Source organism: Streptomyces triculaminicus (assembly GCF_017349075.1).
Taxonomy (GTDB): domain Bacteria; phylum Actinomycetota; class Actinomycetes; order Streptomycetales; family Streptomycetaceae; genus Streptomyces; species Streptomyces triculaminicus.
On sequence record NZ_JAFMOF010000006.1, the window covers coordinates 80,404 to 94,682 of the forward strand.

Annotated in this window: 16 protein-coding genes and 2 pseudogenes; 7 read left to right on the plus strand and 11 right to left on the minus strand. The window is 70.8% G+C overall.

The features are described 5' to 3' along the window. Positions 1 to 184 precede the first annotated feature (184 nt). Both J1792_RS31695 and J1792_RS31700 read left to right on the plus strand, forming a co-directional pair. Positions 185 to 868, plus strand: a complete 684-nt coding sequence (locus tag J1792_RS31695; RefSeq protein WP_242646963.1) for a Rossmann-fold NAD(P)-binding domain-containing protein — start codon at positions 185 to 187, stop codon at positions 866 to 868. Positions 869 to 1,345: 477 nt separating this feature from the next. Further along, the gene (locus J1792_RS31700) at positions 1,346 to 2,155 is read left to right on the plus strand and encodes a hypothetical protein (RefSeq protein WP_207248746.1); all 810 of its coding nucleotides are present in this window, start codon (positions 1,346 to 1,348) and stop codon (positions 2,153 to 2,155) included. A 111-nt stretch (positions 2,156 to 2,266) separates the two neighbouring features. On the opposite strand, the gene J1792_RS31705 is transcribed toward J1792_RS31700, so the two are convergent. The 3 genes from J1792_RS31705 to J1792_RS31715 all read right to left on the minus strand — a co-directional run bounded on the left by J1792_RS31705 (position 2,267) and on the right by J1792_RS31715 (position 4,377). Next, positions 2,267 to 2,941: an HAD family hydrolase gene (locus tag J1792_RS31705; protein ID WP_086574959.1), complete on the minus strand. Its 675-nt coding sequence runs from the start codon at positions 2,939 to 2,941 to the stop codon at positions 2,267 to 2,269. Between the two features lie 84 nt (positions 2,942 to 3,025). Continuing rightward, positions 3,026 to 3,703 carry a LysE family translocator gene (locus tag J1792_RS31710; RefSeq protein ID WP_207248747.1) on the minus strand — a complete coding sequence of 226 codons (678 nt, stop codon included), beginning with the start codon at positions 3,701 to 3,703 and terminating at the stop codon, positions 3,026 to 3,028. Between the two features lie 506 nt (positions 3,704 to 4,209). Further along, positions 4,210 to 4,377 (minus strand): hypothetical protein, encoded by a 168-nt coding sequence (locus J1792_RS31715; RefSeq protein WP_207248748.1) that lies wholly within the window; start codon positions 4,375 to 4,377, stop codon positions 4,210 to 4,212. Between the two features lie 761 nt (positions 4,378 to 5,138). On the opposite strand from J1792_RS31715, the gene J1792_RS31720 reads away from it, so the two are divergent. After that, complete coding sequence (locus tag J1792_RS31720) at positions 5,139 to 5,543, plus strand: VOC family protein (protein WP_086570817.1); 405 nt, start codon at positions 5,139 to 5,141, stop codon at positions 5,541 to 5,543. A 371-nt stretch (positions 5,544 to 5,914) separates the two neighbouring features. Here J1792_RS31720 and J1792_RS34785 read toward each other — a convergent pair whose 3' ends face one another. Together J1792_RS34785 and J1792_RS34790 are read right to left on the minus strand one after the other, a co-directional pair. Then, positions 5,915 to 6,103, minus strand: a complete 189-nt coding sequence (locus J1792_RS34785) for a hypothetical protein (protein WP_242646964.1) — start codon at positions 6,101 to 6,103, stop codon at positions 5,915 to 5,917. Next, positions 6,090 to 6,392, minus strand: a complete 303-nt coding sequence (locus J1792_RS34790; RefSeq protein ID WP_242646965.1) for a hypothetical protein — start codon at positions 6,390 to 6,392, stop codon at positions 6,090 to 6,092. Before J1792_RS34790 ends, J1792_RS34785 begins: the two co-directional genes overlap by 14 nt. Before the next feature lie 278 nt (positions 6,393 to 6,670). On the opposite strand from J1792_RS34790, the gene J1792_RS31735 reads away from it, so the two are divergent. Next, positions 6,671 to 7,534: an LLM class flavin-dependent oxidoreductase gene (locus tag J1792_RS31735; RefSeq protein ID WP_207248749.1), complete on the plus strand. Its 864-nt coding sequence runs from the start codon at positions 6,671 to 6,673 to the stop codon at positions 7,532 to 7,534. 30 nt (positions 7,535 to 7,564) lie between these two features. Here the strand turns inward: J1792_RS31735 and J1792_RS31740 are convergent, their stop codons facing one another. Further along, positions 7,565 to 7,885, minus strand: coding sequence for a hypothetical protein (locus J1792_RS31740; protein WP_143587690.1), 321 nt, complete (start codon positions 7,883 to 7,885; stop codon positions 7,565 to 7,567). Between the two features lie 13 nt (positions 7,886 to 7,898). After that, positions 7,899 to 8,849 carry an NAD-dependent epimerase/dehydratase family protein gene (locus J1792_RS31745; protein ID WP_086570812.1) on the minus strand — a complete coding sequence of 317 codons (951 nt, stop codon included), beginning with the start codon at positions 8,847 to 8,849 and terminating at the stop codon, positions 7,899 to 7,901. Positions 8,850 to 8,953: 104 nt separating this feature from the next. Here J1792_RS31745 and J1792_RS31750 point away from each other — a divergent pair, with 104 nt between their 5' ends. The 3 genes and pseudogenes from J1792_RS31750 to J1792_RS36020 all read left to right on the plus strand — a co-directional run. Beyond that, positions 8,954 to 9,667 (plus strand): TetR/AcrR family transcriptional regulator, encoded by a 714-nt coding sequence (locus tag J1792_RS31750; RefSeq protein ID WP_086570810.1) that lies wholly within the window; start codon positions 8,954 to 8,956, stop codon positions 9,665 to 9,667. Positions 9,668 to 9,750: 83 nt separating this feature from the next. Beyond that, on the plus strand, positions 9,751 to 9,918 hold the full coding sequence (locus J1792_RS34795) for a hypothetical protein (protein ID WP_242646966.1): 168 nt from the start codon (positions 9,751 to 9,753) through the stop codon (positions 9,916 to 9,918). Positions 9,919 to 9,971: 53 nt separating this feature from the next. Beyond that, positions 9,972 to 10,283: pseudogene (locus tag J1792_RS36020) on the plus strand (polysaccharide deacetylase family protein); the annotation flags it as partial. A gap of 119 nt (positions 10,284 to 10,402) precedes the next feature. Here J1792_RS36020 and J1792_RS31760 read toward each other — a convergent pair. The 4 genes and pseudogenes from J1792_RS31760 to J1792_RS31775 form a co-directional block, all read right to left on the minus strand. Continuing rightward, entirely contained in the window at positions 10,403 to 11,353 is a 951-nt protein-coding gene (locus tag J1792_RS31760; RefSeq protein ID WP_086570808.1) for an SDR family NAD(P)-dependent oxidoreductase, read from the minus strand. A 236-nt stretch (positions 11,354 to 11,589) separates the two neighbouring features. Continuing rightward, positions 11,590 to 13,002 (minus strand): tetratricopeptide repeat protein, encoded by a 1,413-nt coding sequence (locus J1792_RS31765; protein ID WP_086570807.1) that lies wholly within the window; start codon positions 13,000 to 13,002, stop codon positions 11,590 to 11,592. Between the two features lie 124 nt (positions 13,003 to 13,126). Further along, positions 13,127 to 13,657, minus strand: coding sequence for a GNAT family N-acetyltransferase (locus J1792_RS31770; RefSeq protein WP_086570805.1), 531 nt, complete (start codon positions 13,655 to 13,657; stop codon positions 13,127 to 13,129). Between the two features lie 89 nt (positions 13,658 to 13,746). Continuing rightward, positions 13,747 to 14,267 (minus strand): annotated as a pseudogene (locus J1792_RS31775) (MFS transporter); the annotation flags it as partial. Positions 14,268 to 14,279: the final 12 nt, after the last annotated feature.

A 14,279-nucleotide genomic window follows, 5' to 3' on the forward strand; every position in this document is an offset into this window, starting at 1 on the left:
GGGAGGTCATGGGCAGCTGGCGGCATGCGATGGCCACCGGCATGTTCCTGAAGTCCGCTTCCGCCGCCACCGACCTGTCGGCCCCGGTGCCCGGCGGGCGGGCGGCCGGCCGACTTCCGCAGGGATCAGGGCGATGCGGAACTGACGGAGCTGACCCCGATCCCCTGCGAGGTGTTCGCCGCGTATGGGATGTGTCGTCGGGGGCGGCCAGTCGGCGCTGGAGAGTGCGGCCCTGCTGCACGAGGCCGGTGCCCAGCCGCGGGTTCTCGTGCGGGCTGCACGCGTGCGGTGGGGAGCGGCCCCGGTGCTCGAGCGGTCGCTTGCCGAGCGCCTGGCCCGGCCGGCGTCCCCGCTGGGCACGGGATGGCCGCTGGCGGGTCTGTGCAGGGCCCCGGGCGCGGTGCGGCGGCTGCCCGCCCCGGCACGGTTGTGGGTCTTCCGCCGGGCGCTGGGACCGTCGGGCGGGTGGTGGCTGCGCGAACGCGACGAGGGCATCGTCCCCGTCCACACCCGCCGGTACATCGAAAACGCTCAACTCCACGGCGAGGAGGTCCAGTTGCGTCTCGGCGGGCAGGGGGACGGGCCGGCGAAGATGACGGCCGACCATGTGCTGGCCGCCACCGGCTACCGCATCGACCTGGACGCCCTGCCCTTCCTCGACCCGCGCCTTCGACAGGCGGTGGCCCGCATCCCCGGCTCCCATGCCCCACGTCTGTCCGGGGCGTTCGAACCCTCGGTCGACGGGCTGTACTTCACCGGCTCCCTGGCGGCCCCCACCTTCGGACCGCTGCTGCGCTTCGTGGCCGGCACCTCCTTCGCCGCCCGGCACATCACCGTCCGCCTGGCCCGCCCCGTAGCGCACCGCTGACCACAGCCCGCTCCGGCGCGGGATCGGATGCCGACATCGGTTGCGCCATGCTGGGGCCGGGAGGCGGGAAAGCAGTACGGGAGTTCCCATTGGCGCGCGAGGGGGCAGGCGCCAGTGGCCCTTCACTCGTGTGCGGGGCGGTCCGGGCGCCCGCAACCGGCATGCGGGTGCGCGGGGAGCAGGGCCCCGCGCCCAACACCCCCGAGTACAGGGTGGCCGGCGATGCCGCACGATGACAGCGGCAGCGCGGTCGCGCACCGGGGTCCTGCGTGACCGCCCGTCGGTCACACACCCGCGTGTCCCCTAAACGATCCCCCGGTCGGGGCACGCGGGCCCCGATCCATCCAGCCCGGAGTCCCAGGGCGTGCCCGGCGGGGCGCTCCGGACAGCCCCGGGCTCTGCCGGTCGACCGGCGTGTTGGTAGCGTCACGCTCTTCGCCGGTGCCGGCCGTGCGGAGTCCCTTGGCAGGCCCTGACATGTCCGAACCCCTCGCACTCGCCCCGTACACGATGTGGCGCGACGCGCTCGTTGAGGTGGACGAGATCTTCGCATCGCCGCCTGGGCTCGACCGTCCGGTCGGCGGGTGCACGTACTGCGTCGCGGAGTCGGAGCTGCGCGTTCTCGGTGGTGACCCTGCCGACGTGCCGGACGACCTCCTCAGGCACTTCATGCGTGAGGTCGCCGGCCACTGGGACGAGGACCAGTACTCCACCCTGTGGCGCCGCTTCATTCCTCGTGCGCTGCGCCGCTGGGGCCCGGACGGGAGCGGCGCCGGCCCCTCGGGGGAGATGGGACGCCTCGGCTGTCACGGTGCCCGGCTCGCGGACTGGCCCGTGGCCGAGCGCGCCGCGGTCGAGCGGGCCTTCCAGGCACTGCTGCGCATCGCTGTGACCGACGGCCGGCCGTACTGGGAGATCACCGATCTGGTCGAGGGGATCGCTCATGCGACAGGTGGCCTGGAACGATGGCTGCACCACATCGCCGGGCTCACCGGTCCGGAAGCGGACGCCGGCGTGGTCCGCGTCGCCTCGGGCTGGGCCGACGATCTCCTCTTGGACGAACTGGAGTTCACCTGGTGGCACGACGGCGACCCGCAGCTCATAGCCACCTGGCTGCCCGCCCTGCGTGCCCGAATGGCGGCTTTCGCCGTGCGGAACCCGCGCTGCAAGAACGCATCCGACGCGCTGATCGCGATCGACGCGCTCGAGGCCGGCACCCCGGGCCCCTGGCTCTCCCCCTACGACATCCGCGCACTCAGCGGCCCTGCGCTCATCCACCAGGGCTGAGGCAACGGGGTGGGGGAAGATCGTGACCGTTACCCTCGGCAAACAGTTCGGCGGTGGGTGAAACGAGATACCGGCCAGACGGTGTCCGACGGGTCACGTGAGTGGGGTGGGTCAGCAGACAGTGCCATGCCCCAGTTGCCTGGCCCAGTCCTGCAACTCGGGTTCGGCCAGGCTGGTGCCCAGCCAGTCGTGGTCGAGGTCGACTCCTGGCAGGGAAGGAACGACCGCGACGTAGAGCCCGGCGGCACGTGCCGAGGCGATGCCCGTGGCCGAGTCCTCGAAGGCGACGGAACGCTTAGGGAACACGCCGAGTGTCTCGCATGCCGTGAGGTACAGCTCTGGTGCGGGCTTGGGGGAACGTACCTCGTCAGCGGCGAACGAGTGGGTGAAGCAGTCGGCGAGACCGGCCGACCACAGTGCCGTGTCCAGCAGTTCCCGAGGGCTGTTGCTGGCTACGGCGATGGGTACGGCCGCCCGGCAGGCACGCACCAGTTCCGCAGCCCCGGGGAGGGCCGCAGCGCCCTGGAACAGCTCCTTGCGGACCCTTCCCAGGAGTTCGACGGCGAGTTCGGCACCGGCGCCGGGGCGCCCCAGGTATTGGGCCATGGCGTCTCCAGCCGCCTCCACCGTCCGGCCGATGACGAGGGCTTTCTGTTCGGGACCGAAGGGATGGCCGTGCTCCGCGAAGACGGCGGCTTCCGCAACCGTCCAGCACGCTTCGGTGTTGACCAGCAAGCCGTCGCAGTCGAAGATCACGGCCTCGGTGTTGGTGGGGAGCGAGTACATGCGGGTGTCCTTTCGCTTCGGGTGACGCGCGGGTCGCTCGTGCGACGGTTTTCGGCGGGCCTTGCGGTTGCGTCGGTATCCGCCTCACTGCCCGAGCGCGAGCCGGATGCCGAAGGCGGCGATGACCGTGCCGGTGATGCGGTCGAGGTAGAGGCGGGCTGAAGGCCGTTGCAGGCGGTCTCGGAGCACGTGCGCGAGGGCGATCAGCACGCAGGACCAGACGACGGCCAGGAGGATGTGCACACCGGCCAGGAGCACGCCTGAAGCGATGTGCGAGGCCCCGGTGGGGATGAACTGCGGGAGCACCGCGACGTAGAAGGCGCCCATCTTCGGGTTGAGGAGATTGGTCACGATCCCTTGCCGCCAGCCGCCGAGCAGGGTGTCGCCGGCGCCTCTTCCGGCCTCGGTCTCGGCTCGGGCCCCGGTCGTGCCCCCGGTCCCCGCTGCCTCCGGGCTCTCACTCGATGCGTGGCGCCAGGTGGCCCACAGCAGCCTGCCGCCCATCCACACCAGGTATGCGGCTCCGGCCCAACGAAGGATCACGTAGGCGATGTGAGAAGCCGTCAGGAGCGCAGTCACACCGAGCGAGGTGAGCGTGCCCCACACCAGCGTGCCGCTCTGGATGCCGAAGACCACGCCCCAGGCGCGACGCCGGTGCCCGAGCGCGGCGGTGCGCAGGATGAGTGCGGTATCGAGTCCGGGAGTAAGCGTGAGAAGTCCCACGATCAGGGTGAATGTCCCTATCGAGTCCAGAGTGATCATGAACGGCCACCTTAGGTCGGCGACCGGATGGCGTCCATATTCCTGCCCGACATCGGGCAGGAATCGCGCCGTTCGCACTTGGTCTTGCGCATCACGCCTCATAGGTGGCATTGCCCGGGGACACCTCATCAAGCGATGAGGTCAGCCCGTTGACCTCAGCCCTCTGGGACGAGGGCGGTCCATGACATCCCGCCGGATCGTCAACGGATCCGCAGCCGGATCGCGGCGACTATGACCGTGCCGCGAGAGACGAATGCTCCCGTGTCTCACCTGGTGGCCCACAGCCCAGAACCCTTTTGAGCGCGCCGGTCGTCCGCACGACTTCGTCCCTGCAGTCGTATCGCGCCTCGTCGAAACCAGAGGGGCGATCGCCTGCCGCACCGCTGACGTTCGCGCGCGGCTCGCCCAGTGAGGGAGCGGCACAGCGGGCGCATGACGCCGAACACCGCGCGGTGGGTACCGCCCGGGCTGCCGTCGACGTCACCTGAGGAGCCGCCGCGCCGCGCTCAGGACGCCGTCAGGAGGTAGGCGGGCGCCCGCCAGTAGTCGTACAGCCGGCGCGGTTCGCCGGGAGTGAAGCCGGCCCGCTCCAGGTCCTCCGCCCACCGGGCGATGGGCTGCTCGTGGTGCCGCTGGTGCTCCTCGCTGCCCAGCAGCCCCAGGAGCACCGGCATCAGGAACCCCTGCGCGACCAGTTGCCGGTCGGGGCCGTACTCCCGGATACCGCGGTCGTAACGGGGACCAGGTGGCGGAACCGGTCGGGCGCGACAGGCCCACGTTGCCGCCGCCGCGCACGAAGGCGCTCAACGCCTCCGGCTCGGCGTACACGTCCTCGTACTCGTACTCTCCGGTACGCAGACAGCGCGCGGCCTCGGCGTAGGCGACCTGCGCCTTCGGACCGGCAACGGACGGCGAGGCGTACGAGGCGACCCACCTGCATGGGTACCCGTGCCCGCACAGGACTGGACCGCTTCAGCGTGCCGTCACAGGCCGCCGGGTACACCGCCGCCGATCGTTTTGGCGATCAACGGATCGGCGCGGATCGCCGCGACATCGTTCTGGAGGACTTGGGGCACCAGAGGCCCGACTTCATGGACGGTGCGGCCACTCAGCGCATCGGCTCGCTCGGAGGTCGGCGCAGCTCTTCTCGATCATCCACCTCGGCGTCCTCGCCTGCTACTGCGGTGACCGGCTGGTTCACCAGAAGGGCCGGCCCGTACCAGGCGCTTCCGTCGTGGGGAACGGACGCCAGGCAACTGCGCGAGCGGCGCCGAACATCGCCCCTGCCCCGGAGCCTGTCCGATGGGTCGGCAACTCGGCGCCCGCGCACGGGAAAGACAGCTCGACGGCCCCCACTCCCGGCGATCCGGGCCCCGTTCAGGCGAGGTTGACCGGCCACTGACTGCAGCTCCGGCGCAGAGATACGATCACTCTCATGGACGCCCTGTACCCCCGGCTGCTCGTCGAGGACTTTGACACCGCGGCTCACTTCTGGACCGAAGCGCTCCGCGATCTGCTGGGCATTGAGCCCGTCAAGGTGATACCCGCTGCCGGCTACGCCAACTGGGACCTGGACGACGAAGCCGTCCTCGTGCTCTATGCGCGCAAAGCCATCGCACAGGTCATCGGCACCGAAAACTTGCCGCCGGCCGTCCCCGCGCAGGACGTGGCGATGCTCGTCCTGCGCGTCGACAACGTGGAGGAGGCAGCAAGCTGCCTGAGCAGGCACGGCGCGTCGGTCCTCGCCAAGCCCCAGGACCGCCCCGAGTGGGGCGCCAACCTCCGCACTGCGCATGTGAGGACACCGGACGGCACGCTGGTGGAGCTCCAGTCCTACTAAGGACTGTCCGGCGAGTCACCCTCGCAGCCATAGCCGAATCGCGGCGAGGGTGACCTGCCGTGGAAGACGTACGCCCATGTGCCAGCCCCCTGTGGGCAGCGCGTCCCGGGTGGCGCGGACTTCGGCGACTTCCCGCACGGGGCGGTGACGCCGCGGGGCGGCCAAGGCCACGTCGCCGCCTTCGGCCCCGGCCGGGGCGCTCCGGCAGGACCGGACCCCACTGGGCAGCACAGCCCCACGGCCAGCGTTCACCGGGACGCTTGCAGAAGGCCCCGGCGTTCACGCCAGGGATGAACGCGTCTCCAGGGCTGCTCTGACGTGCATTTCAAGCCGCTGACAGAATGATCGGCGATATGGCGGCGAGCGCCTCTTCAGCGGATCGGGCGTAGAACGGCTGTGTAGTTCTCCCCGCTGTACAGGGATTCGTAGCGGATCTTGAGCGTGAGGCGCCGGTTGATCAAGTCTTCAAGTTCGGCGTGGTTCTGGGGGTCGTAGCTTGGGACGCTCAACAAGTACTGCTCGCTGTCGGTAGCGATGACCTCGTGCTCATTGAAGGTCACGCATCGCCAGGCGCTCGCGGAGGCGGTCGACACTCGGTGCGTTCCAGGAGCCGACCACTTCGCCATCGACGGTGAGCGTGCCGTCGACGATGATCGCCGGCCCAAGTCCGGAGTTGATCAGCCGGATACCTGCTCTGCCTCCGGCCGGCCAGCCCTGGTGCAGTTGGAGTATCGGACGCACCGAGTGGCGGTTGTGCTGTCGCATCGCGCGTGTCTGGTAGACCGAGACGACCAGTGATGCGACAGCGATCACGACCGCGCATATCGCTGTGACAGTCTCTGCTTTCATCCCATCCCCCTCGTGAAACCTCCTCGCTCGGGACGATATCCGAACCGATCAACGTGCCTCAGCCCGGCCCTCGCCGGTTGGCCAGCCGCTGCTACCGAGGAAGGAGCGGCGGTTTCGGTATCCGGGCCGCAGGCCCTCGCCGGACCGGGAGGTCCTGTGCGGGATCCTGTACGTGCTGCACACCGGAAGCTGCGGCGGCGGCCAGCCCGCGAGCGGCCGGGAATCCCGATGGAGCGCGCGTATTGCCCCTTCACGGCCAGGCTGCGCATCCTGCTGGGATGCGCTTCTCCATCAACATCCCCAACTTCGGTGACTTCGCCGACCCCCGCAACGTCGCGACCGTCGCGACGGCCGCCGAACAGGCCGGCTGGGACGGGTTGTTCGTCTGGGATCACGTCCTGCATCGACAACACCGGGGACGTCCGTTCGGAGACCCCTGGATGCTGCTGACCGCGGCCGCGCTGGCGACCTCCCGGATCCGACTGGGTACCCTGCTGACGCCGGTCCCCCGTTACCATCCACAGCAACTCGCCCGCCAAGTGGCCACCCTGGACCACCTCAGCGGGGGCCGGGTGATCTTCGCCGCCGGCTTGGGCGGCCCGATCGAGGACGAATACCGCAGCTTCGGCGACGCCGCCGAGCCGCGCCTCCTGGCCGAGCGGCTGGACGAGGGCCTGGAGCTGTTGAGGCGCTTCTGGTCCGGCGAGCCGGTGAACCACCACGGCCGGCACTATGAGGTCCGGGACGTGACGCTGCAGCCCGCCACCGTACAGCGGCCCTGTCCGCCGGCGTGGATCGGCGGGTACTGGCCGCGTCGCCCGCCCATGCGGCGGGCAGCGCGGTGGGACGGCGCGGTGCCGCTCTTCGAGACGGCCCCGCATGGTCACGTACCGGATGCGGCAGAGGTGCGGGATCTGGTCGGCTATGTACGCAAGCACCGTACGGCCGGGGCCGAGCGTCCCTTCGAGATCGTGCTCGGCGGCGCGACACCGCCGGACGCAGCCAAGGCGAGGGACGTGATCGGTCCGCTGTACGACGCCGGCGCCACCTGGTGGGACGAGCGACAGGTACAGACCGGTCCCGACCTGGTCCGCCTGCCGCCAGTACTTCGCCGCATCGAGGTGGGGCCTCCGATGGCCTGATAGGCCGTTCGAAGGTGAGATCGTGGGGATTCACGCGACCCCTGACAGCCAGACGGTGCGCGCGTGCTCGCCGAGATACAGCTCCAGCGAGCGCCTGGTCGATTCCGGAGGCGCGGGCATGACGGTCATCCTGCCCGAGCGACCCGGGAGCGGACAGAGCAGGTAAGAACTGCCCCGATCCGCTTCTCCCGATCGGCTCGGAACGACTTCGCCGACCTTGCCCGGATCGGGGATCGGCACCGAGTCCTCGAAGACCGCCACAACGCCACGGCACAGCCGTTCCAGTGGAGGTTCAGCAGCTCCGACCTGGACAATCTGCCGGCCAGGCTCGACCGGCACACCGCCGAACACCCGGTGACTGCGGTCAGTGCTGGTTCCGAGCGAGGAAAGCGCGGTACCAGGCGAGCGTGTCGTCCAGGGTCGTGTCGAGGCCGATCGGCTTGATGCCGAAGGTCTCCTGGATCGCGGTGGAGTCCATCACCTGCGGTTCGGTGTGCTGGTAGAACAGCTCGGCGTAGGAGCCTATGAACACCTCGTCGAACGGCCCGAAGGGACGCGGCTCGCTCATGATGGTGGTCTTCAGGGGCTGCCCGAGTTTCCGCTCGATCTGCTGGAAGACCTCGCGGGTGGTCCGGGCGCGGTCGGTGGGCAGGTGCCAGACGCGGCCGTCGCCGTCGGGATGTTCCCCCAGGGTGGCCAGGCCCGCGGCAACGTCGCGGATGTCGGTGTAGCTGTGCGGCAGGTCGATATCACCCAGGCCCAGTACCTCGGTTCCGGTCAGGGCGCCGGGGAAGACGGCGCCGCCCAGGGTGGAGTTGAGCACGCCGGGGCCGACAAAGTCCGCCGAGCGGCCGAGAACGACACGGGCGCGGCCATCGCGGTGTGCGGCCAGGTACCGATCGTCGAGGGCGGCTCGCATCCTGCCTTTGGCACTGGTCGCGTTCCACGGGGTGTCCTCGGTCATGACCTGCCCGTGGGTCTCGCCGTAGGGGTAGAGAGTGTCGAGTACGACCAGGCGGGCGCCTTCGGCCTCGACCGCGCCGAGCACGGCGTCCTGGATGCGCGGCATCACGTCGATCTGCAGGTGGTAGGCGACGTTGACGCAGTGGTACACGACGGCGGCGCCCTTGATGGCGGCCCGGGCGCCCTCGACGGTGCCGACGTCGCCCCGGACACGTGCGACTCCGTTGGGGGTCGCACCGGTCCCGGAGCGGTCGACGAGACGGACGGCGTGTCCCCGGCGGGCCAGCTCAGCGGCGACGGTGGAGCCGGCCGGCCCGGCGCCCAGGGCGACGTGGAGATCAGGGGCCTTCATGAGGAGTGCCTTTCCGACGCTTCGGGCGTTACGATGGATCACAACTGTTAGACACCGTAACTCTTTCGGACGTAGACCGTAAGAGGCAGCACAGGAGGAACGTCATGGCCGCCGCGGCATCCAGCCCCCGGGCCCGGTACCGGGAGCAGACCCGCGCCGAGATCAAGAAGATCGCTCTGGCGCAGCTGGCCGATGGCGGAGCCCCCGCCGTGGCCCTCACCCGCATCGCCAAGGAGGCCGGGCTGACCGGCCCGGCCCTGTACCGGTACTTCGCCAGCCGTGACGACCTCCTCCACAGCCTGGTCCGGGACGCCTACGACGACATCGCCGCGGCTGTCGGGCACGTGGCCGCCGACCTGCCCGACAGCCCCGCCACAGCCCTGCACCGCCTGGCCGGCGCCTACCTCGACTGGGCCACCGCCCAACCCCACCGCTACCTGCTGATCCAGGGAAACCCGATCCCCGGCTACGCGGCCCCGCCCGACACGGTGCGCCGCGCCCGCGCCTGCATGGGACCCTTCGTGAAGGTCTTCGCCACCGGCCGGCCCACCGCCGCGGTCCAGCCGGTCGTCGACGAAATGACCGCCTGGGTACGCCAGGACGAAACGGTCGCCGACTGGCTGCGCGAATACGCGGGCCTCACCTCCGACGCCCCGAACGCGGGCTGCGCCCTCGCCGGCCCGGTGCTGGCCTGGTCCCACCTGCACGGCACCGTGAGCCTGGAAGTCTCCGGCCAATACTCCGGCATGGGCCACCACGCCCGAACCCTCCTGACGGCCCACATGGACATGCTGGCCACCGCCTTCCGCCTCCCCTGACTCGCCGCGACTCTCCTGTCCCGGGTGTCGGTGCCGGATGGGCCGCCACGGGCCGGGCGACGGGTCGTCACAGCTCCCCGCCCGTGTTCGACGACCCCCACGGCCACCGCCGCAGAATCGTGACCGTCATGGGAATGCTGGTGTGCTTCTTGTGTCTGTGCGTTCTCGCGGTGGACGGCAGCGTGCTGTACGCCGATCCCAAGGCGCCGGCGATGCGCCCGGCCGAGGCCGTCGGCACGTCCCCCTTGTGATGAGGGCGGTCTCGCCCCTGGGGCACTGGTGGGTGCTGGCCGGTGTCCTCACGATGTTCCTGGCGGCCTGGTGCCTGGCGACCTCGATCCTGCGCGGCGTCGGAGAACCCGGCACCACCCAAGTCCGGGAGCCGGACGGCCTCGTGCCGCATTCCGTCTCAGGCGGCGGACCCGTCGTCGACACCCGAAGCAGCACCCCGATCGGTCTGGACGTGCGCCCGGGCACGGTGGCGTTCACCTTCGACGACGGGCCGGACCCCACCTTGACCCCACAGGTCCTCCAGCTGCTCGCCGCCGAGCAGGTACCGGCGACGTTCCTCGTCATCGGCCGGCACGTGGCCGAACACCCCGAGCTGGTCCGGGCACAGACTGCCGCAGGGCACGAAGTCGGCCTGCGCACCTTCGCCCACGCCGACCCGGTCACCGCCCGAAGCAGCCGACGCGGCCGGCCACCGGATTGCCGCCCCCCGGCGCGGCTGCGCGCCTACCGGAAACCGAGGTGCGGATCGGTGTCGGCCAGCTCACCGCTGGCGGCCCACAGGCGAGCGGCGACTGCCGGGTCGGTCATATGGGAGGGGACGGTCTCACACCGTGGTGTGCCACGCAGGCCGAAGACCCTCGGCCCCCACAGCTGCCCTCCTCGTACTTCCGGGTCGAGGACGGCACGGACGGCGGGCCATGCTCCGGCGTCCTTGCCCTGCACCAGAAGCCCGGTGGGCAGGCCGCGCAGCCGCTCGCCGGGGGTTGTCACGTGTACCGGCGGGCGGGACGGGGTGAGGGAGTCCAGTGCGCCGCCGGGGTGGGCCACCACACTGAGCACCGTGCTGCCGACGCCGCGCAGGCGGCGATCGAGTTCGAAGCCGAAGCACATCTGCGCCAGCTTCGATCGGCCGTAGGTGCGCTTGGGCCGGTAGTCCCGGGCCGATTGCAGATCACCCAGGTCCAGTCGCTCGGACCGCGCCGCGAAGCTTCCCACCGTCACGATGCGGCCCGCCGGCGCCGCGGACAGCAAGGGGGCCGGCCACTGGGTGAGCGCGAAGTGGCCGAGATGGTTGGTGCCGAACATCAGCTCGTGGCCGTCCTCGGTCTCTCGACGCGGCGGGTCGTCGAGCGCGACCCCCGCGTTGTAGACCACCGCGTCGAGGTGATCGAGATCCAGACTGTCCACGGCGGTCTTCAGGGACGACAGGTCGGCGAGGTCCAGTTGAAGGTGCCGTACGTTCGCGCCCGCGACGTGGGAGCGGATCGAAGCCATGGCGGCGTCGGCCTTCGCGGCGTCCCGGCTGCCGAGTACGACGACGGCGCCGGTGGCGGCGAGCTGCTCCGCCGCGAAGTAGCCGATCCCGGCGTTACCCCCGGTGATCAGGAAGATCCTCCCCTCGGCGGGCGGCAGCCGGTGAACGTTCCACGTCCGGCGCCGGGATACGGAAGACACGATGACAGGCTCCTCGCGCTCGGGTGCGGCGTGCTCACGAACAGCACTCCCCCAAGGTCGCAGCCTCCACCGACATACCGCCGACAGATCACCGACCCCTACGGAACTCCGCTCGCCGTCACGCCCACCGGCGGGAACGGCACGCCGTCACCCGGCTCCTGCCGCTGCCGCTGCCGGCCACGGTCCCGTCGATCCGTGGTCACCGGCCGGTCGGACCGGACGTCCCACCGTGCGATTCACCGGGGAGTGGGCGGCGCCGCCCTCTGCTCGGCGGCGCGGCGGCGGCCGGCGGCCGCCCGGTCCGGGTCGCCGAGCTGATCCGCGAGCCGAGCCTGGGCGCCCCAGTTGTACGGGCACAGCGGGCGCAGGTTGATCCGCTCGCTCAGCAGCGTGCGCGCCAGGTCCCGGCGCCCCGCGTGGAGCGCCGCCTCCACCAAGGTCTTCTGTACGGCGTCCCGTTGGGCATGGCTGCCGCCGAACGCATGCAGACGGCGGCGGAGCGGGAGCAGCAGGTCGACCGCCTCGTCGTACCGTCGCCGCCCGTACGCGACGAGCGCCCGGCACACCGGCAGCCCGACCTCGGAGGTCATCGAGGCGTTGGACACCCGCGGATCCGGGGTGTGGACCCAGGCCTCGCGGTCGCGGATGAGAGCGTCGGCGTCGGAGATGCGGTCCGCTCCGACGTAGGCCATGACGGCGTGGACGTCGTTGAAAGCGTAGTAGGGGCCGTCCTTCCGGTTCGCCCAGGCGTCGGCCAGGGTGAACCAGCGGTCGCCGGTGTCGGCGCCGGCCAGGTACAGCCGCCACAGCAGCGAGGCCGCGTCCAGCAGTTCCATCGCGACGCCGGCCGAGCCCTCGTGGTGCAGGCCGGCGTCGTAGACGTCGAGCACCCGGTCGGTGCGTCCCGCCTCCAGGGCGTAGAGGGCGTAGTGCCACCAGTTGTGGACGTTGAGGTAGTTGCCGTCCGCCCAGTCGCCCGCGCGGTCGTCCAGGTAGCGGATGCCGTCGGCGAACCGCCCCTGCATCTCGTAGGCGTGCACGACCGCGTGAATGCCCCATACGTCGCGGGGATCGCGTTCCACCGCCTCCAGGGCCACCTGCTCCGACTGGCGGTAGTGGCCCGCTTCCTCCAGGCCGAACCCGTACATGCCGAGCAGGAAGCCGTAGTGCGGATCGTCCATGTCCCAGGCGGACAGCGCCCCGCCGACGCGGTCGCGCAGCAGCACGGCGTTGCCGGTGAAGAAATCGATCTGGTGCCCCACCGCCAGGGCGAGCGCGTCGCGCGGATACGACACGCTGATCTCGCCGAGCAGACGACCGGCGCCGTGGATGTCGCCGTGCAGCCAGGCGGAGGCGGCCTCGATGTGCATCCGCTCCCGGGGCGTGACCACCGGCATGTGCACGCTCCGGCGGAATTCCCCGAACCGCCTCCGGGCCCCGGCCGCGTCCTTCTCCTCCGTGCCCAGCAGGCCCAGATACGCCGTGAAGACGTTTCCCATGACGGAGCGGGGGGAGGCGGCGACGGCCGCCTCCGCTTCCGCGTTCACCTCTTCGCGGAAGTACAGCAGACACTCCAGCGCGTTCTCGTAGTGCCGCACCGCCTCGGCGCCGGTGCCCGTCATCGCCTGTGCGTGTCGGTCCTTTTCCACCCCGGTTCCTCTCGTCCCGCCGCCGTGCCGGCGCGGTGACGCTCATCGGTACGCTCCGCCGCCTGCGGCAATGGATCCCTGCCCGGTGGTGCGTGTCCGGATGCGCGAGGTGGGGCCGGTCGGCTCAGACGTACTCCGTCAGGTCGATGGCGTGGACCTGTAGCGCAAAGCCGTACTCGGGGTGGGTCGTCTCGCGCTCGGGTTCCATGCCGAGCTTGCGGATCACGTTCGCGGAGGCATCGTTGCCCATCCGGTCGATGGCGATGACGCGGTCGAGCCCGCGGTCCTGGAGTGCGAACTCCAGCGTGGCCTGGGCGGCTTCGGAGGCGTAGCCCTGGCCCCAGAACGACTGGCCGAGCCGCCAGCGGATCTCCACGGCGGGCAGCACCTCGGGCAGGTACGTGGGAACGGTCAGCCCCACGAGGCCGGCCAGCTCTCCCGAGGCGAGGAGCTCGACGGCGAAGATGCCGAAGCCCTCGTCGTCCCACTCCTCCTCCCACCGCTCGATGGCCTCGGCCGTCTGGTCCAGGTCGAGGGTCGAGCCGTCGCCGATCCACTGCATGACCCGCGGGTCCGCGTTGATGTCCGCCAGGGGGGCGAGGTCGTCGTCGTGCCAGCGGCGCAGGAGGAGGCGGGGGGTGTGGATCTCGGTCATGGCTCCCATCCTGCGCCACGCCGGGCCACAACAGAAATCGGTGCCCCGGCGGCGCGTGTTCCCTCCCTCGGCTCCCGCACGGGGCGGGCCTACGACTTGTCGTGGTGCCGGTGCCCCGGGTGTCGCAGGTGCGTCCAGATGGCCCGCGCACGGCGGCCCGCTTCCCTCCGGCTGCGGGCGACCAGGCGCCGGGCCTGCTCCGAGGTCTCCCCCATCGGGCCCGAGCCGCGCAGGGGCTTGCCCGCCGTCTCGTGGAGGAAGAAGGCGGAGACGACCCCGATCACGCCGGCGGCCATCAGGTAGTACGCGGGGATCATCTCGTCGTGCGTCGCCTCGAGCAGCGCCGAGACGGCCGGCGGGGTCGTGCCGCCGAAGAGTGAGAAGGCCTGCCACGGGGAACGGCAGGCGGCCATCCCCAGTCCGTCATGCCGTCGGTGCCCAGGGCCGCGGTGAGCACCGTGACCGGACCCGAACCGAGCACGTAGCCAACGAAGGTGCCGAAGTCGAGCCAACTGCCGAGGAAACCGCGGCGCTTGTCGGGCGCGTATTCGGCGATGTACGTGGTGGCCCCGGCGTACTCGCCGCCGGTGGAGAAGCCCTGGACCAGCCGGCCCGACTCAAT

Bases quoted from the DNA above. Each gene is read 5' to 3' on its own strand.
- J1792_RS31750 (WP_086570810.1), top strand. From the start codon at position 8,954: ATGGCCGCCGCGGCATCCAGCCCCCGGGCCCGGTACCGGGAGCAGACC.
- J1792_RS31745 (WP_086570812.1), bottom strand. From the start codon at position 8,849: ATGAAGGCCCCTGATCTCCACGTCGCCCTGGGCGCCGGGCCGGCCGGC.
- J1792_RS31715 (WP_207248748.1), bottom strand. From the start codon at position 4,377: ATGCCGGTGCTCCTGGGGCTGCTGGGCAGCGAGGAGCACCAGCGGCAC.
- J1792_RS31720 (WP_086570817.1), top strand. From the start codon at position 5,139: ATGGACGCCCTGTACCCCCGGCTGCTCGTCGAGGACTTTGACACCGCG.
- J1792_RS31700 (WP_207248746.1), top strand. From the start codon at position 1,346: ATGTCCGAACCCCTCGCACTCGCCCCGTACACGATGTGGCGCGACGCG.
- J1792_RS31735 (WP_207248749.1), top strand. From the start codon at position 6,671: ATGCGCTTCTCCATCAACATCCCCAACTTCGGTGACTTCGCCGACCCC.
- J1792_RS34790 (WP_242646965.1), bottom strand. From the start codon at position 6,392: ATGAAAGCAGAGACTGTCACAGCGATATGCGCGGTCGTGATCGCTGTC.
- J1792_RS31695 (WP_242646963.1), top strand. From the start codon at position 185: ATGGGATGTGTCGTCGGGGGCGGCCAGTCGGCGCTGGAGAGTGCGGCC.
- J1792_RS31770 (WP_086570805.1), bottom strand. From the start codon at position 13,657: ATGACCGAGATCCACACCCCCCGCCTCCTCCTGCGCCGCTGGCACGAC.
- J1792_RS31710 (WP_207248747.1), bottom strand. From the start codon at position 3,703: ATGATCACTCTGGACTCGATAGGGACATTCACCCTGATCGTGGGACTT.
- J1792_RS31705 (WP_086574959.1), bottom strand. From the start codon at position 2,941: ATGTACTCGCTCCCCACCAACACCGAGGCCGTGATCTTCGACTGCGAC.